The organism is Streptomyces sp. NPDC006193 (genome assembly GCF_040613915.1).
In the GTDB taxonomy this organism is placed as follows: Bacteria; Actinomycetota; Actinomycetes; order Streptomycetales; family Streptomycetaceae; genus Streptomyces.
This window is the reverse complement of sequence record NZ_JBEXTB010000015.1, coordinates 13,358-40,185: the sequence shown is the minus strand read 5'-3', so window position 1 is coordinate 40,185 and position 26,828 is coordinate 13,358. Positions and strand designations below refer to the sequence as shown.

23 protein-coding genes are annotated in these 26,828 nt (G+C 72.3%); 13 read left to right on the top strand and 10 right to left on the bottom strand.

What is annotated here, in order from left to right; translation table 11 throughout:
- Positions 1-502 precede the first annotated feature (502 nt).
- Positions 503-1,333, top strand: coding sequence for an HAD-IB family hydrolase (locus ABZ261_RS16345; RefSeq protein WP_356859607.1), 831 nt, complete (start codon positions 503-505; stop codon positions 1,331-1,333).
- Positions 1,334-1,769: 436 nt separating this feature from the next.
- Here ABZ261_RS16345 and ABZ261_RS16340 read toward each other — a convergent pair whose 3' ends face one another.
- Positions 1,770-2,594, bottom strand: a complete 825-nt coding sequence (locus ABZ261_RS16340; protein ID WP_356859605.1) for an oxidoreductase — start codon at positions 2,592-2,594, stop codon at positions 1,770-1,772.
- A gap of 100 nt (positions 2,595-2,694) precedes the next feature.
- Between ABZ261_RS16340 and ABZ261_RS16335 the strand changes: the two genes are divergently transcribed.
- The gene (locus ABZ261_RS16335; RefSeq protein ID WP_356859603.1) at positions 2,695-3,687 is read left to right on the top strand and encodes an ATP-binding protein; all 993 of its coding nucleotides are present in this window, start codon (positions 2,695-2,697) and stop codon (positions 3,685-3,687) included.
- On the opposite strand, the gene ABZ261_RS16330 is transcribed toward ABZ261_RS16335, so the two are convergent.
- A complete protein-coding gene (locus ABZ261_RS16330; RefSeq protein WP_356859601.1) occupies positions 3,677-4,942 on the bottom strand; it encodes a hypothetical protein in 1,266 nt (421 codons plus the stop codon). The genes ABZ261_RS16335 and ABZ261_RS16330 overlap by 11 nt on opposite strands.
- Positions 4,943-5,279: 337 nt before the next feature.
- Here ABZ261_RS16330 and ABZ261_RS16325 point away from each other — a divergent pair, with 337 nt between their 5' ends.
- From ABZ261_RS16325 to ABZ261_RS16300, 6 genes are all read left to right on the top strand, one after another.
- Positions 5,280-7,619 carry a SulP family inorganic anion transporter gene (locus tag ABZ261_RS16325; RefSeq protein ID WP_356859599.1) on the top strand — a complete coding sequence of 780 codons (2,340 nt, stop codon included), beginning with the start codon at positions 5,280-5,282 and terminating at the stop codon, positions 7,617-7,619.
- Positions 7,620-7,711: 92 nt separating this feature from the next.
- The gene (gene acs / locus ABZ261_RS16320; protein ID WP_356859597.1) at positions 7,712-9,667 is read left to right on the top strand and encodes an acetate--CoA ligase; all 1,956 of its coding nucleotides are present in this window, start codon (positions 7,712-7,714) and stop codon (positions 9,665-9,667) included.
- A gap of 291 nt (positions 9,668-9,958) precedes the next feature.
- Entirely contained in the window at positions 9,959-11,404 is a 1,446-nt protein-coding gene (gene nhaA / locus ABZ261_RS16315) for a Na+/H+ antiporter NhaA (protein ID WP_356859595.1), read from the top strand.
- 87 nt (positions 11,405-11,491) lie between these two features.
- Entirely contained in the window at positions 11,492-11,980 is a 489-nt protein-coding gene (locus tag ABZ261_RS16310; protein ID WP_356859593.1) for a phage holin family protein, read from the top strand.
- Complete coding sequence (locus ABZ261_RS16305) at positions 11,977-12,900, top strand: alpha/beta hydrolase (RefSeq protein WP_356859591.1); 924 nt, start codon at positions 11,977-11,979, stop codon at positions 12,898-12,900. Before ABZ261_RS16310 ends, ABZ261_RS16305 begins: the two co-directional genes overlap by 4 nt.
- 139 nt (positions 12,901-13,039) lie before the next feature.
- Positions 13,040-13,219, top strand: coding sequence for a hypothetical protein (locus ABZ261_RS16300; protein WP_356859589.1), 180 nt, complete (start codon positions 13,040-13,042; stop codon positions 13,217-13,219).
- A gap of 15 nt (positions 13,220-13,234) precedes the next feature.
- On the opposite strand, the gene ABZ261_RS16295 is transcribed toward ABZ261_RS16300, so the two are convergent.
- From ABZ261_RS16295 to nth, 3 genes are read right to left on the bottom strand one after another with little or no spacing between them, the layout of a single operon-like run.
- Positions 13,235-14,434, bottom strand: coding sequence for a MarP family serine protease (locus tag ABZ261_RS16295; protein WP_356859587.1), 1,200 nt, complete (start codon positions 14,432-14,434; stop codon positions 13,235-13,237).
- A 13-nt stretch (positions 14,435-14,447) separates the two neighbouring features.
- The gene (locus ABZ261_RS16290; RefSeq protein WP_356859585.1) at positions 14,448-15,143 is read right to left on the bottom strand and encodes a CoA pyrophosphatase; all 696 of its coding nucleotides are present in this window, start codon (positions 15,141-15,143) and stop codon (positions 14,448-14,450) included.
- A 54-nt stretch (positions 15,144-15,197) separates the two neighbouring features.
- The gene (gene nth / locus ABZ261_RS16285) at positions 15,198-16,202 is read right to left on the bottom strand and encodes an endonuclease III (RefSeq protein WP_356859583.1); all 1,005 of its coding nucleotides are present in this window, start codon (positions 16,200-16,202) and stop codon (positions 15,198-15,200) included.
- Between the two features lie 353 nt (positions 16,203-16,555).
- Here nth and ABZ261_RS16280 point away from each other — a divergent pair, with 353 nt between their 5' ends.
- Both ABZ261_RS16280 and ABZ261_RS16275 read left to right on the top strand, forming a co-directional pair.
- Entirely contained in the window at positions 16,556-17,230 is a 675-nt protein-coding gene (locus ABZ261_RS16280; RefSeq protein ID WP_014674022.1) for a Crp/Fnr family transcriptional regulator, read from the top strand.
- A gap of 70 nt (positions 17,231-17,300) precedes the next feature.
- Positions 17,301-18,122 carry a nucleotidyltransferase domain-containing protein gene (locus ABZ261_RS16275; RefSeq protein WP_356859581.1) on the top strand — a complete coding sequence of 274 codons (822 nt, stop codon included), beginning with the start codon at positions 17,301-17,303 and terminating at the stop codon, positions 18,120-18,122.
- A gap of 75 nt (positions 18,123-18,197) precedes the next feature.
- On the opposite strand, the gene ABZ261_RS16270 is transcribed toward ABZ261_RS16275, so the two are convergent.
- The 4 genes from ABZ261_RS16270 to ABZ261_RS16255 all read right to left on the bottom strand — a co-directional run bounded on the left by ABZ261_RS16270 (position 18,198) and on the right by ABZ261_RS16255 (position 20,609).
- Positions 18,198-19,028, bottom strand: coding sequence for an MBL fold metallo-hydrolase (locus ABZ261_RS16270; RefSeq protein WP_356859579.1), 831 nt, complete (start codon positions 19,026-19,028; stop codon positions 18,198-18,200).
- A complete protein-coding gene (locus ABZ261_RS16265; protein WP_356859577.1) occupies positions 19,025-19,918 on the bottom strand; it encodes an NUDIX hydrolase in 894 nt (297 codons plus the stop codon). The genes ABZ261_RS16270 and ABZ261_RS16265 overlap by 4 nt, the downstream gene beginning before the upstream one ends.
- 68 nt (positions 19,919-19,986) lie before the next feature.
- The gene (locus ABZ261_RS16260; RefSeq protein WP_356859575.1) at positions 19,987-20,451 is read right to left on the bottom strand and encodes a RidA family protein; all 465 of its coding nucleotides are present in this window, start codon (positions 20,449-20,451) and stop codon (positions 19,987-19,989) included.
- Positions 20,448-20,609: a DUF4177 domain-containing protein gene (locus ABZ261_RS16255; RefSeq protein ID WP_003975360.1), complete on the bottom strand. Its 162-nt coding sequence runs from the start codon at positions 20,607-20,609 to the stop codon at positions 20,448-20,450. Before ABZ261_RS16255 ends, ABZ261_RS16260 begins: the two co-directional genes overlap by 4 nt.
- Positions 20,610-20,705: 96 nt before the next feature.
- Here ABZ261_RS16255 and ABZ261_RS16250 point away from each other — a divergent pair, with 96 nt between their 5' ends.
- Both ABZ261_RS16250 and ABZ261_RS16245 read left to right on the top strand, forming a co-directional pair.
- Positions 20,706-21,683: an ArsA-related P-loop ATPase gene (locus ABZ261_RS16250; RefSeq protein WP_356859573.1), complete on the top strand. Its 978-nt coding sequence runs from the start codon at positions 20,706-20,708 to the stop codon at positions 21,681-21,683.
- The gene (locus ABZ261_RS16245) at positions 21,680-23,080 is read left to right on the top strand and encodes an ArsA family ATPase (RefSeq protein WP_356859571.1); all 1,401 of its coding nucleotides are present in this window, start codon (positions 21,680-21,682) and stop codon (positions 23,078-23,080) included. The genes ABZ261_RS16250 and ABZ261_RS16245 overlap by 4 nt, the downstream gene beginning before the upstream one ends.
- Before the next feature lie 458 nt (positions 23,081-23,538).
- Here ABZ261_RS16245 and wblA read toward each other — a convergent pair whose 3' ends face one another.
- Positions 23,539-23,877 carry a transcriptional regulator WblA gene (gene wblA, locus ABZ261_RS16240; RefSeq protein ID WP_356859569.1) on the bottom strand — a complete coding sequence of 113 codons (339 nt, stop codon included), beginning with the start codon at positions 23,875-23,877 and terminating at the stop codon, positions 23,539-23,541.
- Between the two features lie 557 nt (positions 23,878-24,434).
- Between wblA and ABZ261_RS16235 the strand changes: the two genes are divergently transcribed.
- Positions 24,435-26,801 carry a transglycosylase domain-containing protein gene (locus ABZ261_RS16235; RefSeq protein ID WP_356859567.1) on the top strand — a complete coding sequence of 789 codons (2,367 nt, stop codon included), beginning with the start codon at positions 24,435-24,437 and terminating at the stop codon, positions 26,799-26,801.
- Positions 26,802-26,828: the final 27 nt, after the last annotated feature.

Below are 26,828 nucleotides of genomic sequence, written 5' to 3'. Positions count from 1 at the left end.
CGGCCGATAGGAGCCGGCGATACGCGCTCAGGCAATCGGAACCGGCCATGAACTCGCCGCGTCCGGAGAGCGCGCTGGAATCACGGTGCAGCGATCAGCGAAATAATGTGGATCTTGGTCAAAAACTGTGGATGACCGGCATCCTGTGAATATCTCGGTCACCCATACCAGTGGCCCGCACACTGATCCCGGTACGACTTCCCCAGAGCAGTCTTACGATTACCCTGTGTGACGAATCATGGGCGGGCGGGCGGCGCGGCCGCGGCAGCACGCCGCCGGCCTCGCAGCCGCCTGAGCACAGGAGAGAACGGTGAAAACCCGTCCGGACATGCGACGACCCCCGCCGGGGGGGAGAGCGGGGGTCGTCCCCACGGCCGACTCGGGGGGGGAGGAGTCGGGCCGGGTTAGCACGGTCGCGAACGATCCGTGACTTCCATGGTGTACCCGAGAGGCCTCTCAGGCAAACCCACGCGCCCCACCTTACGCCGAATGGTGGGCGCCTATGCTCTGGGGCGTGGAAAACCGCCCCTTGCCTCGCGCAGCAGCCTTCTTCGACCTGGACAAGACGGTCATTGCGAAGTCGAGCACGCTCACCTTCAGCAAGTCCTTCTACCAAGGCGGGCTGATGAACCGCAGGGCCGCGCTGCGCACCGCGTACGCCCAGTTCGTGTTCCTGGCCGGCGGCCTGGACCACGACCAGATGGAGCGGGTGCGCGCGTACCTGTCCGCGCTGTGCCGCGGCTGGAACGTCCAGCAGGTGCGGGAGATCGTCGCCGAGACGCTGCACGAGCTGATCGACCCGATCATCTACGACGAGGCGGCCTCCCTCATCGAGGAGCATCACACGGCGGGCCGGGACGTGGTGATCGTGTCCACCTCGGGCGCCGAGGTGGTCGAGCCGATCGGTGAACTCCTCGGCGCCGACCGCGTGATCGCCACCCGCATGGTCGTCGGCGACGACGGCTGCTTCACGGGCGAGGTGGAGTACTACGCCTACGGCCCGACCAAGGCCGAGGCCATCAGGGACCTGGCCGCTTCCGAGGGCTACGACCTCGACCGCTGCTACGCCTACAGCGACTCGGCGACCGACGTGCCGATGCTCCAGGCGGTCGGGCACCCGCACGCGGTGAACCCGGACCGCGCACTGCGCCGCGAGGCACTCGCCCGCGGGTGGCCGGTACTGGAGTTCCGCCGCCCGGTCCCCCTCAAGAAGCGGCTGCCCGCCTTCTCCGTCCCGCCCCGCCCCGCCCTGGTCGCGGCGGCGGCCATAGGAGCGGCCGCCGCGACCGCGGGCCTGGTCTGGTACGCCAGCCGACGCCGCGGCACCGCCTGAACGGACACGCCCCGACGGCCGCACCACGCGCCGGCCGCACCGCCCCAGCGACGCACCGCCCCACAAGCGCCCGCTTCACACCTGTTCACCCTGTTCGCGCCTTTTCGCGGCTGTTCGCGGCTGTTCGCGGGGAAAAGCAAAGAAGTGCAGGCAGGGGTTCCGCTTCCTCCCGGCTCGCGGTACAAAGAACGTAGGCCCGCGAGACCAAAGGACATCCGAGAGGATCCCCTGACACTACGCACTTGGCCCACGGACCCAGCATGCACACCGGGCACCCACGCGACGTCGACCCGTCGATTACGGGCCAGCCGCACCAGGTCACGGGCAAAGCAACCCGACCTGATGGGCGCACATCGAGGACGCTTGGTAACCCGGTGAGCATGCCAGCGGCGGTACGAGCACTCGTACCGCCGCAACCCGTATCGGGGGGATACCGTCAGGCCGCGCCGCGCTGCAGCGCCTCGCACACCGCGGTCGACTCCCGCACCCCCAGTTCGACCGCCCTGCCGCAGTGGGCGATCCAGGCCGCCATGCCCTGCGGAGTGCCGGAGACGTACCCGTCCAGTGCGGCCAGATAGGAGGCGCGGCCCAGTTCGGCGTGACCGACCTCGGCCGGGCAGACCGCCTTGGGGTCCAGTCCGCTGCCGATCAGCACGAGCCGCTCCGCCGCGCGCGCGACCAGGCCGTTGTGGGACACGAAGGGGCGCAGCGCGAGCAGCTCGCCGTGCACCACGGCGGCCGTCACCAGCGCGGGCGCGGCGGTGCCGGCCACGATCAGGTCCGCCAGCCCCTCCAGCCGGCCCGACACCTCACCGGCGTCCGGCAGCGGCAGTTCGATCAGCGGCTCCTGGGCCTGCTCGCCGGCCTGCCGCGGCCTGCCGACCCGGTCGTCCTTGCTCGCCGCGGCCACCAGGTGCAGCCGGGCCAGCACCCGCAGCGGCGACTGGCGCCAGACGGACAGCAGCTGCCCCGCCTCGGCCGTCAGCCGCAGGGCCGCGCCCACGACGCGGGCTTCGGCGTCGGCGCCGAAGTCGGTGCGCCGCCGCACCTCCTCCAGGGCCCAGTCGGCGCCGGACAGCGCGGCCGAGCCGCGGGCGCCGCGCAGGGCGGCCTCGGAGGTGATCTCGTTGCTGCGGCGGCGCATGATCCGGTGTCCATACACCCGGTCCACGGCCTTCCGCACGGACTCCACCGACGCGGGCACGCCGGGCAGGGCGCCCAGGGCCGCGAGCGGATCGGCGGTCGCACCTGTCGTACTCATGAGTACGACCCTACGCACCTCTGCGCGCCGACCCCACGAAGGAGTGGTCTTCTTCACGCACCCGCCACGTACAGCTATGGCATCACTACCCTTGGTGAACATGAAAATTGCTTTCGTCGGGAAGGGCGGCAGCGGCAAGACCACGCTCTCCTCCCTCTTCATTCGCCATCTCGCGGCGGCCGGCGCCCCGGTCGTGGCCATCGACGCCGACATCAACCAGCATCTCGGCCCCGCGCTCGGCCTCGGCGAGGAGGAGGCCGCGGCGCTGCCCGCCATGGGCGAGCAGCTGCCGCTGATCAAGGAGTACCTGCGCGGCACCAACCCGCGCATCGCCTCAGCGGCGACGATGATCAAGACGACCCCGCCGGGCGCAGGCTCCCGGCTGGTCCGGGTGGCGGACCCCAACCCGATCTACGACGCCTGTGCCCGCCCCGTGGAACTCGACGGCGGCGCCGTCCGCCTGATGGTCACCGGCCCCTTCACGGACGCCGACCTGGGGGTCGCCTGCTACCACTCCAAGACGGGAGCAGTGGAGCTGTTCCTGAACCATCTCGTCGACGGCCCCGGCGAGTACGTCGTGGTCGACATGACCGCCGGTTCGGACTCCTTCGCCTCCGGCATGTTCACCCGCTTCGACATGACGTTCCTCGTCGCCGAGCCGACCCGGAAGGGGGTCTCCGTCTACCGCCAGTACAAGGAGTACGCCCGTGACTTCGGCGTGGCCCTGAAGGTCGTCGGCAACAAGATCCAGGAACCGGACGACATCGACTTCCTGCGCGCGGAGGTCGGGGACGACCTGCTCGTGACGGTCGGGCGCTCGGACTGGGTGCGGGCGATGGAGAAGGGCCGCCCGCCCCGGTTCGATCTCCTGGAGGAGGCCAACTCCCGTGCCCTGCACACCCTGCGGGCCACCGTGGACGCCACGTACGAGCGGCGCGACTGGGAGCGCTACACCCGCCAGATGGTGCACTTCCACCTGAAGAACGCGGAGTCGTGGGGCAACGAGCGCACCGGAGCCGACCTGGCGGCGCAGGTCGACCCCGGCTTCGTGCTCGGCGAGGGCGGCGACGCCCGCCTGACGGCTACTGCCTGACCGCCGGCGCCCCGGGCACGCCCCGGGGCGCCGGCGCCGGGCGGCCGGACAGGAAGGACGCCCAGCCCTGCCGGGGCGCCTCGCCCACCTTCAGGCTGCGCAGCCTCTGAAGGGTCTGCGGGTCCTGGGCGTCCAGCCAGTCGGCCAGCTGGCGGAAGGAGACGCAGCGGACGTCGGGCCGGTTGCAGACCTCCTTCACCACCTCTTCGACGGCGCGCATGTAGGTGCCGCCGTTCCAGGACTCGAAGTGGTTGCCGATGATCAGGGGTGCGCGATTGCCGTCGTAGGCCCGGTAGAAGCCCTTGAGCAGGCCGTCGCGCATCTGGTCGCCCCAGTAGTCGAACTTGTCGGGGTCGCCCTGGGTCTCGGTGCCGGACTGGTTGACCATGAAGTTGTAGTCCATGGTCAACTGCTCGTAGGTGTGGCCCGGGAAGGGCACCAACTGCATCGACAGGTCCCACAGGCCCTGCTTCTTCTCCGGCCATACCTGGTCGTTGACCCCGCTGGAGTCGTAGCGGAAGCCCAGCTCGCGGGCGGCCTTCATGAAGTTCTTCTGCCCCTCCAGGCAGGGTGTCCGGCCTCCGATCAGCTCCTTGTCGTAGTCGAAGGGCAGCGGGGCCGCCCGCTTCAGGCCGGTGTTGGTCTTCCACGACTTCACGAAGTGCTTCGCCTGGGCGATCTCGCTCTTCCACTCCTCGACCGACCAGGTGCCGACACCGCCGTCGGGGCCGCAGAAGTGGCCGTTGAAATGGGTGCCGATCTCGTTGCCCTCGAGCCAGGCCAGGCGCACCTGCCTGAGGGTGTCGGTGATGCCCTGCTCGTCGTTGAAGCCGATGTCGGAGCGGCCCGGCGCGTGCTGGGGCGGCTTGTACAGATCCCGCTTCTCCTCCGGCAGCACGTACACGCCGCTGAGGAAGTAGGTCATGGTCGCGTGGTTCTCCTTGGAGACCTTGCGGAAGTGCGAGAACAGCCGCTGGCTGTCCTCCCCCGCGCCGTCCCAGGAGAACACGACGAACTGCGGGGGTTTCTGACCGGGCTTCAGTCTCTCCGGTGTGGGCAGGTGCGGCTGGGCGCCGGTGTATGCGGTGGAACCGTCGCCGATCAGCCGGAGCACGCTCCTGGGCGCGGGCGCTCCCTTCTGCGGGCCGGACGACCCGCCCTTCGTGCCGTCCGAGCCGGTCGCACAACCGGCGAGTGACGCCGCACAGGCCGCGGCGACCACGGCGCCGGCGGCGATCCTCTGGGTGGCGGCCATGTTCCGTCCACCTTCTTCCTTCTCTCAGGCAAAGGCTGAAGAGGCCTTTTATGGCGATCCGCCGGGCTTGTACCGGCAGCGCCGCCAAGGTCCCACGGGACCGAGAAGGAATTAATACGACAAGCCGATGAAATGCCCAGTTCACCCAGGTGAGCGATCTGTTACCCCGTTCGCCACGTAAAGCTATGCATTGTCTTTACGTGGCATTACGGTTCTTTTACCGAAGTCGATCCATCCCGCCGCTGCATGCCGTGACCTACGGCCGCGACCGAGCCCCGCCCCATCACCGCGGGTTCCACCCAGTCCGCGACCGCGCCGCCCCGGAGGAGACGGGAACATGTCCGCCTGCGCACCGCCTCACGCCCAGCCCACCCACCCGCCGCACAGTCCCGCGCCGCAGCGCCGCCGCCCCTTCGTCGAGGGCGCCGACCTGTCCGCGGCCGTCGCGGTCTTCCTGATCGCCCTGCCCCTCTCCCTGGGCATCGCCCTCGCCACCGGCGCCCCGCTCCAGGCCGGCCTCGTCGCCGCCGCGGTCGGCGGGATCGTCGCCGGCCGGCTCGGCGGCTGCCCGCTCCAGGTCAGCGGCCCCGCCGCCGGCCTCACCGTGGTCACGGCCGAACTGATCCACCGTTACGGCTGGCGGACGACCTGCGGTATCACCGTCCTCGCCGGTCTGGCGCAGCTCGGCCTCGGCTGCCTGCGGGTGGCGCGCGGCGCGCTCGCGGTCAGTCCCGCCGTGGTGCACGGCATGCTCGCCGGCATCGGCATCACCATCGCCGTCGCCCAGCTGCACATCGTGCTCGGCGGCAGCCCGGACAGCTCCGTCCTCGCCAACGTGCGGGCGCTGCCCGCCCAGTTGGCCGACCTCCACCCGGCTGCCGTCTCGATGAGCGTGCTGACCCTGGCCCTGTTGCTGGCCTGGCCACGCCTGCCCGGGCGCGCCGGCCGCGCCCTGCGCAGGCTGCCGGCCGCCCTCGTGGCCGTCACCGGGGCCACCGCGACCGCCGCCCTCGCCGGGCTGACCCTGCCCCGGGTCGACCTGCCGTCCTGGAGCAGCCATGCCCTGGCCGGCCTGCCCGAGGGTCCGGTGGCCGGCCTCGTGGCAGCCGTGCTCACCACCACCCTGGTGTGCAGCGTGCAGTCGCTGCTCGGTGCGGTGGCCGTGGACAAGCTGGTCGCCGCCCGCCCCGGTCCGCAGTCCCGCGTCGGCCGCTCCGACCTGGACCGGGAGCTGCTGGGCCAGGGGGCCGCCAACATCGTCTCCGGGGCGCTCGGCGGGCTGCCGGTGGCGGGGGTGGCGGTGCGCAGCACCGCGAACGTCGCATCGGGTGCGGTGAGCCGGAACTCCACGATGCTGCACGGCGTTCTCGTGGTGGTCGCCGCGCTGCTGATGGTCCCGCTCCTGGAGGAGATCCCGCTCGCCTCCCTCGCCGCCCTGGTGATGGCCGTCGGCATCCAGATGGTGTCCCTGCACCACATCCGCACGGTGACCCGTCACGGCGAAGTGCCGGTCTACGCCGCGACCACCCTCGGGGTGGTGCTCTTCGGCGTCCTGGAGGGCGTGCTCCTCGGGGTCGCCACGGCGGTCGCCGTCGTCCTGCGCCGCCTCGCCCGCACCCGCATCACCCACGAAGAGGAGGAGGGAGTCCACCACCTGCGCGTCCGGGGCCAGCTCACCTTCCTCGCCGTGCCCCGGCTCAGCAGAGCCCTGCACCTCGTCCCCCAGGGCGCGCACGCCGTCGTGGAGTTGGACGGTTCGTTCATGGACCACGCGGCGTACGAGTCCCTGCAGGACTGGCGCAGTGCCCACACCGCGCGCGGAGGCACGGCCGAGCTGACGGGCCGGCGCGGTGCGGCCCGCCCCGCCGAGCAGGCCCCGGCGCCCGGGTGCCGCTGCCGCCCCTGGACGCCCTGGCGCAACCACAGGTTCTGCTTCGCCGGACCCCCCGCCGCCCCGGACGGCCACCGGGCGGGCCGGGAACTGGCCCGTGGCATCAGCTCCTTCCAGCGGAACACCGCGCCGCTGATGCGGGAGGAGCTGGCGCGGCTCGCCCGGGAGGGGCAGCGGCCCTCCCAGCTCTTCCTCACCTGCGCCGACTCCCGGCTCGTCACGTCCATGATCACCGCCAGCGGCCCCGGAGACCTGTTCGTCGTCCGCAACGTCGGCAACCTGGTGCCGCCGCCGGGCGAGGAGCACGGCGACGACTCGGTGGCCGCCGCCGTCGAGTACGCGGTGGACGTGCTCGGGGTGCGCTCCGTCACGGTGTGCGGGCACTCCGGGTGCGGGGCGATGCAGGCGCTGCTGACCGCCGGTTCCGGCGGGCGCGGTCCGCTGCAGCGGTGGCTGCGCCACGGCCTGCCGAGCCTGGCGCGGGCCGCGGACGGCCGCGACGCCGGGCCGCGGCTCGCCGGCAGGGCGCCCGCGGACGCGGTGGAGCGGCTGTGCCTGACCAACGTGATCCAGCAGCTGGCGCACCTGAGGGCGCACGAGCCCGTGGCGCGGGCGCTGGCCAGGGGGGACCTGGAGCTGCACGGGATGTACTTCCACGTGGGCGAGGCGCAGGCCTACCTGCTCCCGGGGACGGAGGGAGCGACCGTGTTCGAGGAGGTCACGGAGGGCGTCGCGGCAGGGAAAGAGGCACCCGGTCCGGTGCCGGCCGCCGCCAGACAGGTCTAAACCAATTGTGCGGTCGACCCTTGTCATCGGACCCCCGGGTCTGATGAGCTGTGGCCTGGGACACAACGGGCACCCTTGGAAAGGGAGATGTCGTGAGCAACGAGAGCCTGGCCAACCTGCTGAAGGAAGAACGCAGGTTCGCGCCCCCCGCCGACCTGGCAGCGCACGCCAACGTCACCGCGGAGGCGTATGAGCAGGCCAAGGCTGACAGGCTCGGCTTCTGGGCCGAGCAGGCCCGCCGGCTGACCTGGGCCAAGGAGCCGACCGAGACGCTGGACTGGTCGAACCCGCCGTTCGCGAAGTGGTTCAAGGACGGCGAGCTGAACGTCGCCTACAACTGTGTGGACCGGCACGTGGAGGCCGGGCACGGGGACCGGGTCGCCATCCACTTCGAGGGGGAGCCCGGCGACAGCCGCGCGATCACCTACGCGGAGCTGAAGGACGAGGTCTCCAAGGCCGCCAACGCCCTGCTGGAGCTGGGCGTGCGGAAGGGCGACCGGGTCGCCATCTACATGCCGATGATCCCGGAGACCGCGATCGCGATGCTGGCCTCGGCCCGGATCGGGGCCGCGCACTCGGTGGTCTTCGGCGGCTTTTCGGCGGACGCGCTCGCGACCCGCATCCAGGACGCGGACGCCAAGGTCGTCATCACCGCCGACGGCGGCTACCGGCGCGGCAAGCCGTCCGCGCTCAAGCCGGCCGTCGACGAGGCGGTCGCGAAGGCGGGCAGCGTCCAGCACGTGCTCGTGGTGCGCCGTACCGGACAGGAGGTCGCCTGGAACGGCGAGCGGGACCTCTGGTGGCACGAGCTGGTCGGACGGCAGTCCGCCGAGCACACCCCGGAGGCGTTCGAGGCGGAGCACCCGCTGTTCATCCTCTACACCTCCGGGACGACGGGTAAGCCGAAGGGCATCCTGCACACCTCCGGCGGCTACCTCACACAGACCGCCTACACGCACTGGGCAGTGTTCGACCTCAAGCCGGAGACGGACGTGTACTGGTGCACGGCCGACGTCGGCTGGGTGACCGGGCACTCGTACATCGTGTACGGACCGCTGGCCAACGGCGCGACCCAGGTGATGTACGAGGGCACGCCGGACACCCCGCACCAGGGCCGGTTCTGGGAGATCGTGCAGAAGTACAGGGTCACGATCCTCTACACGGCGCCGACCGCGATCCGGACGTTCATGAAGTGGGGCGACGACATCCCCGCCAAGTTCGACCTGTCCTCCCTGCGCGTGCTGGGTTCCGTCGGCGAGCCGATCAACCCCGAGGCGTGGATCTGGTACCGCAAGCACATCGGCGCCGACCGGACGCCCGTCGTGGACACCTGGTGGCAGACCGAGACCGGCGCGATGATGATCTCGCCGCTGCCCGGCGTCACGGCCGCCAAGCCCGGTTCGGCGCAGCGCCCGCTGCCCGGCATCAGCGCGACCGTCGTCGACGACGAGGCGAACGAGGTGCCCGACGGCGGAGGCGGCTACCTGGTGCTGACCGAGCCGTGGCCGTCGATGCTCCGCACCATCTGGGGTGACGACCAGCGCTTCGTGGACACCTACTGGTCCCGCTTCGAAGGCAGGTACTTCGCCGGGGACGGGGCGAAGAAGGACGACGACGGGGACATCTGGCTGCTGGGCCGGGTGGACGACGTGATGCTGGTGTCCGGGCACAACATCTCGACCACCGAGGTGGAGTCGGCGCTGGTCTCGCACCCGTCGGTCGCCGAGGCGGCCGTCGTCGGCGCCGCCGACGAGACCACCGGACAGGCCATCGTCGCCTTCGTCATCCTGCGCGGCACCGCCACCGAGACCGAGGCGCTCCTCGGCGAGCTGCGCGACCATGTCGGCGCCACGCTCGGCCCGATCGCCAAGCCCAAGCGGATCCTGCCGGTGGCCGAGCTGCCGAAGACCCGCTCCGGCAAGATCATGCGCCGTCTGCTGCGCGACGTGGCCGAGAACCGCCAGCTCGGAGACGTCACCACCCTGACCGACTCCACGGTCATGGACCTCATCCAGGCCAAGCTGCCGGCCGCGCCGAGCGAGGACTGAGCCGAGCGGACAGGCAGCAGACAGGCAGAGGAGCAGGAGAAGCAGAGGAGCGGAAGGAACGGAAGGAACGGAAGGAGCGGGAGGCGCGAGCGGAGCGGGACGACTGAGCGCCACCGCGCGGGGCACCCGGCCGGCGAACGCGCCGGGCGCCCCGCGCGCGTCCACGGTGAGGTCACCGGACCCCGGCACACAGCACCTTAGGTAAGCTAAACAAAGCGTCGAGAACGCGACACAGGTGCGCCGGGAAGTCTGGTCGGCATGCGAGTTCCGCCTACCCACCGGAGGTCTCCCATGACCGCGCCGCCCCCCACCCGGCAGACCGCCCGCCAGGTCCTCGGCCGCCTCTCCCTGCCCGAGCGGAACTTCGTCGCGGACGCGCTGCGCACCGAGACCGTCGGCGGCGTCCTGCTGCTCCTCGCCGCCGTCGCGGCGCTGGCCTGGGCGAACATCCCCGCCCTGCACACCGGCTACGAGGCCGTGAGCCACTTCCGCCTCGGCCCCGGCGCCCTCGGCCTGCACCTCTCGGTCGCCCACTGGGCCGCCGACGGCCTCCTCGCGGTGTTCTTCTTCGTCGCCGGCATCGAACTCAAGCGCGAGCTGGTCGCGGGCGAGCTGCGCGATCCCAGGGCGGCCGTGCTGCCCGTGGCGGCGGCGCTGTCCGGGATGGCCGTGCCGGCGCTCGTCTACACCCTCACCAGCCTCAGCGGCGGCGGCTCGGCGCAGGGCTGGGCGGTGCCCACCGCCACCGACATCGCCTTCGCACTGGCCGTCCTGGCGGTCATCGGCACCTCGCTGCCCAGCGCCCTGCGCGCCTTCCTGCTCACCCTGGCGGTCGTCGACGACCTTTTCGCGATCCTGATCATCGCGGTCTTCTTCACCGACCGGCTGAACCTCGCCGCGCTCGGCGGCGCCGCCGCCGGCCTCGCCGTCTTCTGGCTGCTGCTGCGCAGGGGCGTACGCGGCTGGTACGTGTACGTGCCGCTCGCCGCCGTCGTCTGGGCCCTGACGTACCACAGCGGCGTGCACGCCACCATCGCCGGCGTGGCGATGGGCCTGATGCTGCGCTGCACCGCCCGCGAAGGCGAGGAGCACGCGCCGGCCGAGCGCATCGAGCACCGGGTGCGCCCCCTGTCGGCCGGACTGGCCGTGCCGCTGTTCGCGCTGTTCAACGCCGGTGTGCCGGTGTCCGGCGCGGCGCTCGGGGAGGTGTTCACCCGGCCGGAGACGCTCGGGGTCGTGCTCGGCCTGGTGGTGGGCAAGACGGCCGGCATCTTCGGCGGCACCTGGCTCACCGCCCGTTTCACCCGCGCACAGCTCAGCGAGGAGCTGGAGTGGGCCGACGTCTTCGCGATGGCCTCCCTCGCCGGGATCGGCTTCACCGTCTCGCTGCTCATCGGCGAGCTGGCCTTCGACGGCGGCGCCGTGGCCACCGGCGAGGTGAAGGCGGCCGTCCTCGCCGGATCCCTGATCGCGGCCGCATGTGCGACGGTGCTGCTGAAGGCGCGCAACGCCAGGTACCGCCGGCTGTGCGAGGAGGAGGAGCGCGACGAGGACCTCGACGGCATCCCGGACGTCTACGAACAGGACGACCCGGCGTACCACCTGCGCATGGCCGCGATCCACGAGCGCAAGGCCGCCGAGCACCGGCGTCTTGCCGCCGAGCGGGCGGCCGGGACGCGCCACGGGCTTGCCGAAGTGCCGGGTGGGGCAGGCGAGGAGGGCGACCGTCCGGCATGATCTGACGAGACGGTACAAATCAAGACGGCCGACCCGACATGACGGCCACCCAGCACTGCGGCACGAGACACCTCAAGGGAGAACGCGATGAGCGCACCCGACGGCAGCCCGGTCGGCGCCGAACGCAGCATCGGCCAGCTGTTCGCCTCGGCGACGACCGAATTGTCGGCGCTGGTGCACGACGAGATCGCCCTGGCCAAGGCCCAGCTCAAGCAGGACGTGAAGCGCGGCGCGGTCAGCGGAGGCGCCTTCTCGCTGGCGGGCGCGGTGCTGCTGTTCTCCCTGCCGATGCTCAACTTCGCCCTCGCGTACGGCATCCGCACCTGGAGCCACTGGAACCTGGCGATCTGCTTCGTGCTGTCCTTCGCGGCCAACGTGCTGGTCGCCGGCCTCCTCGCCCTCATCGGCGTGGCGTTCGCGAAGAAGGCCAAGAAGGGCCAGGGCCCGCAGAAGGTGGCCGCCTCGGTGAAGCAGACGGCGGGCGTCCTGCAGAACGCCAAGCCCCACCCGCGGCCCGAGCCGGCCGGGGACCGGGCGCCCGAGGCCGTCGAGGCTGTGGCACGCTCGTCGTCATGACGGACCCCGCCGCTCCCTCGGCCGTACGGATCGAAGGTCCCTGGAGCCACCGGGACGTCGCCGCGAACGGCGCGCGCTTCCACATCGCCGAACTCGGCGACGGCCCGCTGGTGCTGCTCCTGCACGGCTTCCCGCAGTTCTGGTGGACGTGGCGGCACCAGCTGGTCGCGCTCGCCGACGCGGGCTACCGGGCGGTGGCGATGGACCTGCGGGGCGTCGGCGGCAGCGACCGCACGCCCCGCGGGTACGACCCCGCCAACCTCGCCCTGGACGTCACCGGAGTGATCCGCTCGCTCGGTGAGCCGGACGCCGCGCTGGTCGGCCACGACCTCGGCGGTTATCTGGCGTGGACCGCGGCGGCCATGCGCCCCAAACTGGTCCGGCGCCTCGCCGTGGTGTCGATGCCGCACCCGCGGCGCTGGCGCGCGGCGATGCTGCGGGACGCCCGGCAGACCGCCGCCAGCTCCTACATCTGGGGGTTCCAGCGCCCGTGGCTGCCGGAGCGGCAACTGACCGCGGACGGCGGCGCCCTGACGGGCCGGCTGATCCGGGACTGGTCCGGGCCCCGGCCGCCGGAGGACGCGGCCGTGGAGACGTACCGGCGGGCCATGTGCATCCCGTCCACCGCGCACTGCTCGATCGAGCCGTACCGCTGGCTGGTGCGCTCGCTCGCCCGCCCGGACGGTGTGCAGTTCTACCGCCGGATGAAGCGGCCGGTGCGGGTGCCGACGCTTCATCTGCACGGTTCGCTGGACCCGGTGACGCGCACGCGCAGCGCGGCGGGTTCGGGCGAGTACGTCGAAGCGCCGTACCGCTGGCGGCTGTTCGACGGTCTCGGTCACTTCCCGCACGAGGAGGACCCGACGGCCTTCTCCACCGAGCTGATCAACTGGCTGAAGGATCCCGAGCCGGACCGGTGACCGTGCGGTGACGGCTCGGACGCGTCCGGTGTCCGGCTCCTGAACAGGTGTCCCTCGAACAGCCACATGCCTGCCGCATAGGCCAATTGGGGGGCGCACAGGTGGTTATCGACCTTCGGGCGGGGGCACACGTCCGGGTATGGGCTGGACGCAGGACTACAGTGACGTACCCCGCAGCCGCCGTTCCGCCGGTGGCCTGAGCACGCCTCGACGAGGCGCCTCGCAGCTCGCGGAAGCGGACCTGAGGGTGGGGATTCCGCGCATCCTGCGCCGCCGGGCCCGCTGGGTCTCGGTGCGCCTGCGCCACCCCCGCGGCTGAGCACCGCCGCCCGCCCTACAGGGCGCAGCTGTCCGTGCCCACCTGCTCGTTCGCCGTGCGGCCCCGCTCGATGTCGGTCCGGATCTCGTCCGCCGTGAGGGCGTAGCCGGTGTCCGCGTCGTCGAGGGACTTGGCGAACACCACGCCGTACACCCTGCCGTCCGGTGTGAGCAGCGGGCCGCCGGAGTTGCCCTGGCGGACGGTCGCGTACAGCGAGTAGATGTCGCGGCGGACCGTGCCGCGGTGGTAGATGTCCGGGCCGTTGGCCGTGATGCGCCCGCGCACGCGCGCGGCGCGCACGTCGTACGAGCCGTTCTCCGGGAAGCCCGCGACGATCGCGCCGTCGCCGCCCGCCGCGTCCCGGCCGGTGAACCTCAGCGCGGTGGCCTTGAGGTCCGGCACGTCGAGGACCGCGATGTCGCGCTCCCAGTCGTACAGGACGACCCTCGCGTCGTGCTTGCGGCCCTGGCCGCCTATCTGCACGCTCGGCGCGTCCACTCCCCCGACGACGTGCGCGTTGGTCATCACCCGGCGGTCGGCGAAGACGAAGCCGGTGCCCTCCAGGACCTTGCCGCAGCTCTGGGCGGTGCCGGTGACCTTGACGATGGACCGCTGGGCGCGGGCGGCGACCGGGCTGCGGGCGAGGGCCGGGTCGGGCGGCCGGACGTCCTTGATCGGCTCGTTGGCGAACGGGCTGAAGACCTGCGGGAAGCCGTTCTGCGCGAGCACGGAGGAGAAGTCCGCGAACCAGGTGCCGGCCTGCTGGGGCAGCGCCCGGGAGACGCCGAGGAGCACCTTGGAGCCGCGGACCTCCCTGCCGAGCGTCGGCAGGGTCGTACCGGCCAGGGCGGAGCCGATCAGCCAGGCGACCAGCAGCATCGCGGCCACGTTGACGAGCGCGCCGCCGGTGGCGTCCAGCGCGCGGGCCGGGGACCAGGTGATGTGCCGGCGGAGTTTGTTGCCGAGGTGGGTGGTCAGGGCCTGGCCGACGGAGGCGCAGACGATGACGACGATCACGGCCGCCACGGCCGCGGTGGCGCCGACCTCCGTCCTCTCGGTCAGGGCGTCCCAGAGGAGGGGGAGCGTGTACACGGCGACGAGGCCGCCGCCCAGGAAGCCGACCACCGACAGGATGCCGACGACGAAGCCCTGGCGATAGCCCACCACCGCGAACCACACGGCCGCGACCAGCAACAGGATGTCCAGCACGTTCACGGGGATCACCCTGTCATGCGCGCCAGTCCAGCGGGACCTGCTTCTCCCGGTCCCAGGGGCGCTCCCAGCCCGCGTAGTGCAGCAGACGGTCGATCACACCGGCCGTGAAGCCCCACACCAGGGCCGATTCGACCAGGAATGCCGGTCCGCGGTGACCCCTCGGGTGGACGGCGGTCGCGCGGTTGGCGGGGTCCGTGAGATCCGCCACGGGGACGGTGAAGACCCGCGCGGTCTCGTTCGGGTCGACGACACCGACCGGGCTGGGCTCGCGCCACCAGCCGAGCACGGGCGTGACGACGAAGCCGCTGACCGGGATGTACAGCTTCGGCAGCACACCGAAGAGCTGCACGCCGGACGGGTCCAGCCCGGTCTCCTCCTCGGCCTCGCGCAGCGCGGCCCGCAGCGGCCCCTCGCCCTGGGGGTCACCGTCCTGCGGGTCCAGCGCGCCGCCCGGGAAGGAGGGCTGCCCGGCGTGCGAGCGCAGGGAGCTCGCCCGCTCCATGAGCAGCAGCTCCGGCCCTCGCTCGCCCTCACCGAACAGGATCAGCACGGCCGACTGCCGCCCCGCGCCGTTCTCCGGCGGCAGGAAACGGCTCAGCTGGAGCGGCCGGACCGTCTCGGCGGCGCGCACGACGGGGTCCAGCCAGTCCGGCAGCCCGTCCCTGCTGAGCGTCACCGGACGGCCCTGGGTCTCACCGGCCCTCGTCATCGCCACCCCCGTCGTCTGCCTTCCCCAACGCCCGGGGGCACCACGATCGTTCCGTCACGCGGCCCCCAGCGGCGGCGCCGGCCTGCCGCCCGCGTCGAGGTAGGCCTGCGGGGGCTTCAGCCGCTGCCCCGGGAAGCCGCCCTTCTCGTACTTCAGCAGCTTCTGCGCCTTCTCCGGGTCCGTCTCGCCCTCGCCGTAGGCCGGGCAGAGCGGGGCGATGGGACAGGCGCCGCAGGCGGGCTTGCGGGCGTGGCAGATGCGGCGGCCGTGCCAGATCACGTGGTGGGACAGGTCGGTCCAGTCGCTCTTGGGGAAGAGCGCCCCGACAGCGGCCTCGATCTTGTCGGGGTCGGTCTCGTCGGTCCACCGCCAGCGCCGGACCAGCCGCTGGAAGTGGGTGTCCACGGTGATCCCGGGCCGGCCGAAAGCGTTGCCGAGGACGACGAAGGCGGTCTTGCGGCCGACGCCGGGCAGCTTGACGAGGTCCTCCAGCCTCGCGGGGACCTCACCGCCGAACTGCTCGACCAGGGCCTTCGACAGCCCTGTCACCGACTTGGTCTTGGCCCGGAAGAAGCCGCAGGGGCGCAGGATCTCCTCGACCTCCTGCGGGTCGGCGGCGGCGAGGTCCTCGGGGGTGGGGTACCTGGCGAAGAGCGCCGGGGTCGTCTGGTTGACGCGCAGGTCGGTGGTCTGGGCCGACAGCACCGTGGCGACCAGCAGCTGGAAGGGGTTCTCGAAGTCCAGCTCGGGGTGGGCGTACGGGTACACCTCGGCCAGCTCGCGGTTGATGCGGCGGGCGCGGCGCACGAGGGCGGTGCGGGACTCGCCCGTCGGGGGGCGGACGGCGGTCTTCTCGACGGGCCGGGCCGCCTTCACGGTCCTGCCGGCCTTCACGGCGGCCTTCACGGGCTTCCCGGCGGCTTCCAGGGTCTTCCCGGTCTTCGCGGCGGCCGTCACGGCTTTCCCCGCCGTCTTCCTCGCGGCGGCCTTCGCGGGCGCCGGCTTCTTCGCGGCCTCGTCCGCGGGCGCCGGCTTCTTCGCGGCCTCGTCCGCGGGCACCGGCTTCTTCGCGGCAGCGGCGGTCTTTTTATCCGATTTGCCTGTTTTGCTACGTCCACCGGGACCTTGTTCGCCCACAGCGGAATCGCGACGTGCAACCACCCGTCCAGCCCCCTTGGCCTGTGCTCTCACCGGCGATTTGGACACCCGGCCAGCCTAGAGCCCGGGACCGTCGTCCGCCTCGGACCCGGCGGACCGGCCCCCGATCGGACCCCTGACGCCTACCCCCGGACACCTGTACGGCATCCTTGTGACAGATCACACTGTTTGCACGGTCCGGCAAAATGGGGAACACGGTCCCCTGGCACGCGGGGGAGCAAGATCCCCTGAGCAGGTCGACAAGGAGAGAACTCGTGGACGACGTTCTGCGGCGCAACCCGCTCTTCGCGGCTCTCGACGACGAGCAGGCCGCGGAGCTCCGCGCCTCCATGAGTGAGGTGACCCTCGCACGCGGTGACTCCCTGTTCCACGAGGGCGACCCCGGCGACCGGCTGTACGTGGTCACCGAGGGCAAGGTCAAGCTGCACCGCACCTCCCCCGACGGCCGCGAGAACATGCTCGCCGTCGTCGGCCCCGGCGAGCTGATCGGCGAGCTGTCGCTGTTCGACCCCGGTCCCCGCACGGCCACCGCGACCGCGCTGACCGAGGTCAAGCTGCTCGGGCTCGGCCACGGCGACCTGCAGCCCTGGCTGAACGCGCGCCCCGAGGTGGCCGGCGCCCTGCTGCGCGCCGTCGCCCGCCGTCTGCGCAAGACCAACGACGCCATGTCCGACCTGGTCTTCTCCGACGTCCCCGGCCGTGTCGCCCGCGCGCTGCTGGACCTCTCCCGCCGCTTCGGCGTGCAGTCCGAGGAGGGCATCCACGTCGTCCACGACCTCACGCAGGAGGAGCTGGCCCAGCTGGTCGGCGCCTCGCGCGAGACCGTGAACAAGGCGCTGGCGGACTTCGCCCAGCGCGGCTGGCTCCGCCTGGAGGCGCGGGCCGTGATCCTGCTGGACGTGGAGCGGCTCGCCAAGCGGTCCCGCTGAGGCGGACCGGGTGCCGGCCCGCCCGGAGATCCGGCTGCCCGGCAGCAGGGGCGGACGGCACAGTGGTCCCGTGACCGCACTCCCCGCCCCCACCGGAGTCGATTCCCGGGGCCGCCTCGTCCGCGAGGGCTCCCTCGCGCGCGTGCAGGACGCCTTCCGTCCGGTCGTGGCCGCAGCCCGCGACCGGATCGCGGACCTGTTCGGGTCCCGGCTGCACAGCGCGTACCTCTACGGGTCGGTTCCGCGCGGCACCGCGCGCGTGGGGCGCAGCGACCTGGACCTGCTCCTCGCCCTGCGCGAGGAGCCGGCCGGCGCCGACCGGGACGCCGTGCGGGAGCTCGCGGAGGCGCTCGACCGGGAGTTCCGGCAGATCGACGGGGTCGGCGCCCTCCTGTACGGGCGGGACCGGCTGCTGAGCGAGCGGGAACGCCACGACCTCGGCTGGTTCGTGGCCTGCCTGTGCACCCCGCTGCTCGGCGACGACCTCGCCGGGCGGCTGCCCCGCTACCGTCCCGGCTCCCTGCTGGCCCGCGAGACCAACGGCGACCTCGCCCGCCTGCTGCCGCGCTGGCGGGAGCGGATCGAGGGTGCGCAGGACACCGAGGAGGCCCGCCGGCCGCTCGTGCGGTTCATGTCCCGCCACCTCGTCCGGACCGGCTTCACCCTCGTCATGCCCCGCTGGCAGGGCTGGACGAGCGACCTGCGGGAGATGGCCGAGGTGTTCGGCGCGTACTACCCGCAGCGGGCCGCACACCTGCGCAGCGCGGCCGGACACGGCTGTGAGCCCGTCGGCGACCCGGACGTCCTGCGGTCCTACGTCGACGACCTGGGCCCCTGGCTCGCGGCGGAGTACACCCGCGTGCACGGGGTGAAGTCCCCGCGCCCGGACTAGACCGCCGCCGCCCCGCTCCGCCTCGCCTCCGGAGCGGGGCGTCCCCTGTGCCGCCCCGGTCCGGTGGCGGCCGGGCTAGATCAGCCCGTGCTCGCTCAGGTAGTCCAGCTGGGCCCGCACCGACAGCTCCGCGGCCGGCCACAGCGAGCGGTCCACGTCGGCGTACACATGGGCGACGATCTCGGCCGGGGTGAGGTAGCCGTCCTCGACCGCGGTCTCCACCTGGGCGAGCCGGTGGGCGCGGTGGGCGAGGTAGAACTCGACGGCGCCCTGGGCGTCCTCCAGGACCGGCCCGTGGCCCGGCAGGACCGTGTGGACGCCGTCGTCCACCGTCAGGGACCTCAGGCGGCGCAGGGAGTCCAGGTAGTCCCCGAACCGCCCGTCGGGGTGCGCCACGACGGTCGTGCCGCGCCCGAGGACGGTGTCGCCGGTCAGCACCGCACGGTCGGCGGGGAGGTGGAAGGACAGCGAGTCCGCGGTGTGCCCGGGGGTGGGCACGACCCTCAGTTCCAGGCCGCCGACGGTGATCACGTCCCCGGCGGCCAGGCCCTCCTCGCCGAGCCGCAGCGCCGGGTCGAGGGCACGCACCCGCGTGCCGGTCAGCTCGGCGAAGCGCCCGGCGCCCTCGGCGTGGTCGGGGTGGCCGTGGGTGAGCAGGGTCAGGGCTATGCGCCTGCCCGCCTTCTCGGCGGTGTCCACGACGTGGCGCAGGTGGCCGTCGTCCAGCGGGCCGGGGTCGATCACCACGGCCAGCTCGGAGCCGGGCTCGGCGACGATCCAGGTGTTGGTGCCGTCCAGGGTCATCGCGGACGGGTTCGGCGCGAGGACGTTGACGGCCCGCTCGGTGGCCGGGCCCGAGAGGACCCCGCCCCTGGGCCGGCCCGGCAGCAGGCGTGCGTCGGTCATGCGGGCCCTCCACCGGTCGTCTCGGCACTCGCCTCGGCGGTCGGCACGTGCTGGGTGAACTCGTCGTGGCCGGGCCAGGACAGGACGATCTCGCCGTCCCGGAGGCGGGCCCGGGCGAGCACCGGGCTCATGTCGCGGGCCGGCGCGGCGGCCAGCACCTCGGCGGCGGTCGCGTAGGGCAGCAGCTGGCGCAGGGTGGCGATGGTGGGCGGCATCATCAGCAGCTCACCCCGGTCGTACCCGGCGGCGGCCTCCGCGGGGCGGATCCACACCGTGCGGTCGGCCTCGGTGGAGGCGTTCCGGGTGCGCTGCCCCTCGGGGAGGGCGGCCACGAAGAACCAGGTGTCGTAGCGGCGGGCCTCGAACTCGGGGGTGATCCAGCGGGTCCAGGCGCCCAGCAGGTCCGAGCGCAGCACCAGGCCGCGCCGGTCCAGGAACTCGGCGAAGGACAGCTCGCGCGCGACGAGCGCGGCCCGGTCGGCCTCCCAGCCGTCCCCGGTGGTGTCGCCGACGACCGAGTCCGGGCCGGGCCCGGCGAGCAGCACGCCCGCCTCCTCGTAGGTCTCCCGCACGGCCGCGCAGACGATGGCCTGGGCGCCCGCCTCGTCGACGCCGAGCCGGTCCGCCCACCACGCGCGCGGGGGGCCCGCCCAGCGGACCAGCCGGTCGTCGTCCCGCGGGTCGACGCCGCCCCCGGGATAGGCGTACGCGCCTCCGGCGAACGCCATGGAGGCGCGTCTGCGCAGCATGTGGACGGCCGGGCCGGCCGGGGTGTCCTTCAGCAGCAGCACCGTGGCCGCGCGCCGGGGGGACACCGGGGTGAGGGTGCCGTCCGCGAGCGCGCGGATGCGGTCCGGCCACTCCGGGGGGTACCACTGACCGTTCGCCATGGCCGGAGGCTATCTGGTACCGGGCGAATGTTCGAGAGGTTCCCGAGGTCAGCGGGGCACCGGCAGCGCTACGGGGCCACCTCGACCTGGATCTCCACCTCGACCGGCGCGTCCAGCGGCAGCACCGCGACGCCGACCGCGCTGCGCGCGTGCACGCCCTTGTCGCCGAGCACCTCGCCGAGCAGCTCGCTGGCGCCGTTGACGACGCCGGGCTGCCCGGTGAAGTCGGACGCCGAGGCGACGAAGCCGACGACCTTCACGACGCGCGCGATGCGGTCCAGGTCGCCGACGACGGACTTCACGGCGGCCAGGGCGTTCAGCGCGCACGTGCGGGCCAGCTCCTTGGCCTCCTCCGGCGTCACCTCCGCGCCCACCTTGCCGGTGACCGGCAGCTTGCCCTCCACCATCGGCAGCTGGCCGGCGGTGTAGACGTACGCACCGGACTGCACGGCCGGCTGGTACGAGGCCAGCGGCGGTACGACCTCCGGCAGGGTCAGGCCCAGTTCGGCCAGCCTGGTCTCGACCGCGCTCACGCCTGCTTCTCCCGCTTCAGGTAGGCCACGAGCTGTTCGGGGTTGTTGGGCCCGGGCACGACCTGGACGAGCTCCCAGCCGTCCTCGCCCCAGGTGTCCAGGATCTGCTTCGTGGCGTGGACGAGCAGCGGCACGGTTGCGTATTCCCACTTGGTCATGGGGCCGACTGTAGCCGCTGCGGCCGGAGGGCCGGTGACCTGCGTCGTCCACAGCCTCCCGCGTGCTCGTCGGCCGGACTGGTTAGTCTCGAAGGCGTGAGCAGGCTCCAGGTCGTCAGCGGCAAGGGCGGGACCGGCAAGACGACGGTCGCCGCAGCCCTCGCGCTGGCCCTCGCGACCGAGGGGAAGCGGACGCTTCTCGTCGAGGTCGAGGGCCGGCAGGGCATCGCACAGCTCTTCGAGACGGAGGCGCTTCCCTATGAGGAGCGGAAGATCGCCGTCGCACCGGGCGGCGGGGAGGTGTACGCCCTCGCCATAGATCCGGAACTCGCCCTCCTGGACTACCTCCAGATGTTCTACAAGCTCGGCGGCGCGGGCCGGGCCCTGAAGAAACTCGGCGCCATAGACTTCGCCACCACCATCGCGCCCGGCCTGAGGGACGTCCTGCTCACCGGCAAGGCGTGCGAGGCGGTGCGCCGCAAGGACAGAGCGGGCGGGTTCGTGTACGACCACGTCGTCATGGACGCCCCGCCGACCGGCCGCATCACCCGCTTCCTCAACGTCAACGACGAGGTGGCGGGCCTGGCGAAGATCGGCCCGATCCACAATCAGGCCCAGGCCGTGATGCGGGTGCTGAAGTCGCCGGAGACGGAGGTGCACCTGGTCACGCTGCTGGAGGAGATGCCGGTCCAGGAGACCGCCGACGGCATCGCGGAACTGCGCGCGGCACGCCTGCCGGTGGGCCGGATCGTCGTGAACATGGTCCGCCCGCAGGTGCTGGACGGGACCGACCTGGAACTCCTGCGGACCGTGGAGCGTTCTTCGGTCGCACAGGCACTCGCGGCCGCCGGTCTGGGCGGGGCGCGGCGCGGTGGGAACGCCGAGAAGCTGGTGGACCCGCTGCTCGCGCAGGCGGCCGAGTACGCCGAGCGGTACGCGCTGGAGCAGGAGCAGCGCGCGGCCCTCGGCGAACTGGGCCTGCCGCTGCACGAACTGCCGCTGCTCGCCGAGGGAATGGACCTGGCGGGCCTGTACGAACTCGCCACCGAGCTGCGGAAGCAGGGGTTGTCATGAGTCCGGACCCGGCCGAGGCGCGGCAGGCACCCGCGGGGCGGAAGACGGCCGAGACGCCGGGGACGCCCCGCCGTCTCTCCCCCGCGCGGCCGCTCGACGTCGACGCGCTGCTGGACGACCCGCAGACCCGGATCGTGGTGTGCTGCGGCTCGGGCGGGGTGGGCAAGACGACGACCGCGGCGGCCCTCGGCCTGCGGGCGGCCGAGCGGGGCCGCAAGGTGGTCGTCCTGACCATCGACCCGGCCCGGCGGCTGGCCCAGTCGATGGGCATCGACTCGCTCGACAACGTTCCGCGCCGGGTCAAGGGCGTCGAGGACCAGGGGGCGCGCGGCGGCTCGGCCGCGGACGGCGGCGGGCGCCGGACGGGCGGCGAGCTGCACGCCATGATGCTCGACATGAAGCGCACCTTCGACGAGGTCGTGGAGGCGCACGCGGACCCCGAGCGGGCGGCCGCGATCCTGTCGAACCCCTTCTACCAGTCGCTCTCGGCGGGCTTCGCGGGCACGCAGGAGTACATGGCGATGGAGAAGCTGGGCCAGCTGCGCGCGCGGGACGAGTGGGACCTGATCGTGGTGGACACCCCGCCCTCCCGCTCGGCGCTGGACTTCCTGGACGCGCCCAAGCGGCTGGGCTCGTTCCTGGACGGCCGTCTCATCCGTCTGCTGACCGCTCCCGCCAAGCTGGGCGGACGGGCGGGCATGAAGTTCCTGAACGTCGGCATGTCGATGATGACGGGCACGCTGGGCAAGCTGCTGGGCGGTCAGCTGCTCAAGGACGTGCAGACGTTCGTGGCGGCGATGGACACCACCTTCGGCGGTTTCCGTACGCGCGCGGACGCCACCTACAAGCTGCTCCAGGCGCCCGGCACGGCGTTCCTGGTGGTGGCGGCCCCGGAGCGGGACGCGCTGCGCGAGGCCGCGTACTTCGTGGAGCGGCTGGCCGCGGAGAAGATGCCGCTGGTCGGCCTGGTGCTGAACCGGGTCCACGGCAGCGGCGCCGGTCGGCTGTCGGCCGAGCGGGCGCTCGCCGCCGCGGAAAATCTTGAGGACCCCCGCATTGTGGATCAGGGGGACGGGAAAGTAGGACTTCGTAACTCTCCCGACACGTACGGCAGTTCACAACCTCCCGCATCCGAGGCCGCAGCCGAGGCCACCGAGGAAGGCTCCCCCGCCGACGCGGAACGCTCCGTCGACCGGCTCACCGCGGGTCTGTTGAGACTGCACGCCGAGCGCATGCATCTGCTCGCGCGCGAGCAGCGCACGCGTGACCGCTTCACCGCCCGCCACCCCGAGGTGGCGGTGGTCGAGGTACCGGCGCTGCCCGGCGACGTGCACGACCTCGCGGGCCTGCGCGACATCGGCAACCTGCTGGCGGCCGGGCGCCCGGAACCGGCGTAGGTGCCCGCGGGCACGCACACGCCCGTGGTCCGCGCCCGGCACACGGCAGGCGGCGGCCACCGGCGCATCCGCGGCGGCCCGGACGCCGTACCGGCGGCGCCAGGTGCCGTACAGCGCGGTGCCCGGCGCCGTACAGCGGTTTCTGCACGCCGTACGGGCCGGTCCCGGCGCCGCACATCAGCAGCCTGCGCCGCACGTCAGCGGCCTGGCGCCGGCGCAGTGGCCCAGGCACCGTGCGCCGCGGTGCCGGGCAGCGTGCGCCGCGGAGCGGACAGGCGCGCGGCGGGGGTGCGCTCGTTCCGCGCGGAGACGCGGGCGGCGGCTGCCGGGGCCGTTGCCTCGCAGCGCTGCGCCCGGCTGTGTCCCACAGGCATGTCGGACGCGCCCCGGAGGCATTCCGGATGTCGCCGAGGTCGCCCGGCGGGCGGACGCCCGGCGGTCTCCCGAGGGCGAGGCCCTCAGCTCACCGCCGCGTAGTTCTCGTACACCTCGTCGTTGTCGAGGTGCACGATGCCGGCGCCCCGCTCGTACTCCGAGCGGGCGGTTTCCAGCAGCCTCCGCCAAGAGGTCACGGTGGGCCGCCTGCGCAGCAGTGCGCGGCGCTCCCGCTCCGTCATCCCTCCCCACACGCCGAACTCGACGCGGTTGTCCAGCGCGTCCGCCAGGCACTCGGTGCGCACCGGGCATCCGGTGCACACCGCCTTGGCCCTGTTCTGCGCTGCTCCCTGAACGAACAGTTCATCCGGATCCGTAGTGCGGCAGGCGGCCTGCGCACTCCAGTCGGTTACCCAGCCCATACCGGCGCCGTCCTCTCCCGAATCGAGGCTCCCCCACGGCGGCAGCGGCATATTCACCGCCGCCAGTTGAGGACGTTACGGAAGGCGGAGACAGCGCAACACCCCCTTCGGGCCCAATCTTGAATGGCCCGAACGGACTATGGGTAAGCGGCAGATCACCCGCGGGAGTGACCTGGCGACATGCGCGACCATCCCGGCAAACCAGGACGGCTGTGGTACGCCACACCGGACGCCGGATGACGCACGAGGCGGATCCCGGCGCGTCCTTCACGGGGAACGGGCACGCTCCCCGGGGACCTGCGGGCTGCGTCCGGGACGGTTCGGGGTCACCGGACGCAGGGACACACGACCGCACCGCTGTGACGGTCGAGAGCAGCTTAGGCCAATGCCTGTGCGCGTGTCCGGCGAATGGGAACGCGGGGGCGTCCCGCTGTGCGCGGCGCTGCGTCCGGTATGCGTCCGGTCGCCCACCGGGGTACGTCACGATCCGGTACGCGAACATCCCGACGGGGAGCCGCTCCCGCGGAACGCTCATGAGTACGGATTAGGCTGCCCCCATGCCAAAGAAGCGCTCGGGCGGCGGTCTGTCGCACACGCAGCAGGCCGCCAAGTTCCTCGGTGTCAGTGTGCTCGCCGGAGCCGTCATGGCGGGCATCGCACTGCCCGCGGCCGGCGCGCTGGGCCTCGCGGCCAAGGGCTCCGTCAAGGGCTTCGACGAGATCCCGGCCAACCTCAAGAGCCCCCAGCTCAGCCAGCGCACGACGATCCTGGACAGCCGGGGCAGGCAGATCGCGACCGTCTACTCCCGTGACCGCACGGTGGTGGACCTCAAGGACATCTCGCCGTACGTGCAGAAGGCGATCGTCGCGATCGAGGACTCGCGCTTCTACCAGCACGGCGCGGTCGACCTCAAGGGCGTGCTGCGGGCCCTGAACAAGAACGCACGGGAGGGCGGCGTCGCCCAGGGCGCCTCCACCCTCACCCAGCAGCTGGTGAAGAACTACTTCATCGAGGAGGCCGGCGACGACCCGACGAAGGTCGCCGAGGCCACCCAGCAGACCCTGGGCCGCAAGATCCGCGAGCTGAAGTACGCCATCCAGATCGAGGACAAGCTCGGCAAGAAGAAGATCCTCGAGAACTACCTGAACATCACGTTCTTCGGTGAGCAGGCCTACGGCGTCGAGGCCGCCTCCCAGCGCTACTTCTCCAAGCACGCCAAGGACCTGAACCTGCAGGAGTCGGCCCTGCTGGCCGGCATCGTGCAGTCCCCGAGCCGCTACGACCCGGTGAACGACGAGGCGGAGGCCACCAAGCGGCGCAACATCGTGCTGCAGCGCATGGCCGAGGTCGGCGACATCTCGCAGCAGGAGGCCGACCGGGCCAAGCAGAAGCCGCTCGGCCTGCACACCAGCCGTCCCAGGAACGGCTGCATCACCGCGGTGAAGGGCGCCGGCTTCTTCTGCGACTACGTCCGCCAGATCGTCCTCACCGACCCCGTCTTCGGCAGGACGAAGGAGCAGCGGGCCAAGCTCTGGAACCGGGGCGGCCTGACGATCCGCACGACGCTCGACCCGCAGGCCCAGCGGTCCGTGCAGGCGTCCATCAAGGACCACGTCGACCGGAGCGACTCCGTGGCCACGGCCGCGACCATCGTCGAGCCCGGCACCGGCAGGATCCTCGCGATGGGCCAGTCCCGCCCGTACGGCGTCAACGTCAAGAACGACGAGACGACGATCAACCTGTCGGTGAACCAGGACATGGGCGGCGGCGCCGGCTACCAGCCCGGCTCCACGTTCAAGCCGATCGTCGCCGCGGCGGCCGTCGAGGGCGGCAAGCCCCCGACGCAGGAGTACTCGTCGCCGTACGAGATGCCGTACCCGAGCCCGGTGGCCGCCTGCGACGGCAAGAGCTGGCGCAACGACCCCAACCGGCCGGCCAAGCTGACCAACGAGAACCGGTCCGAGCACGGCCCGTACAGCATGTCGGAGGCGACCGCGAAGTCGGTCAACACCTACTACGTGCAGCTGATCAGCGACATCGGCATCTGCCCCGTCATCGACATGGCCAAGAAGATGGGCGTGGCGCGCGCGGACGGCCGCAAGATCGACCAAGCCCCCTCCATCGCCCTGGGCACTCAGGAGATGGCCCCGCTGACCATGGCGAACGCCTACGCCACCTTCGCCGCGCGCGGGATGTACTGCACCCCGGTCGCCATCGAGTCGATCACCCAGAAGGTCGGCAGCGAGCAGAAGTCCCTGCAGGTGCCGAAGTCGACCTGTTCGCGGGCGATGTCGGAGAACACCGCCGACACGATCAGCACCCTCCTCAAGGGCGTGGTCGAGGACGGCACGGGGCAGGAGGCCGGTCTGGGCAGCCGTCCGAGCGCGGGCAAGACCGGCACGACGGACGAGCGGTACGCGGCCTGGTTCGTCGGCTACACCCCGAACATGGCGGGCGCGGTCTGGGTCGGCGACCCGCAGCACAAGCGCCGGATGGTCAACATCACCATCGGCGGCGTCCCGTACGCCAAGGTCTACGGCGGCGAGGTCCCCGGACCGATCTGGCGGGACATGATGGCCGGCGCCCTGGAGGGCAAGCCGGTGCTGGACTTCCACCTGGTGGACATCCCCGACCCGGCCCGCGACGAGGGTGACCCGGGCCGGGGCCACCGGGGGACGGACGACGGGAACAACGGGGACGACGGGAACGACGGGGACGACGGCAGGACGCCGGGGCAGGTGATCGGCGGACTGATCGGCGGCCCGGCGAACGGCGGGACCACCGGCGCGGGCACCACGGGCGACACGGCCGGCGGCGGCATCGGCGGCAGGTTCCCGACGCCGACGTTCTCCTTCCCCGAGAACTTCATCCAGGGCCAGGGCAACGGCGGCAACGGCCGCGGGGGCACGGGCGGCCGCGGTTAGCGGGTTCCGTCCGGACCGGCCCGGGGC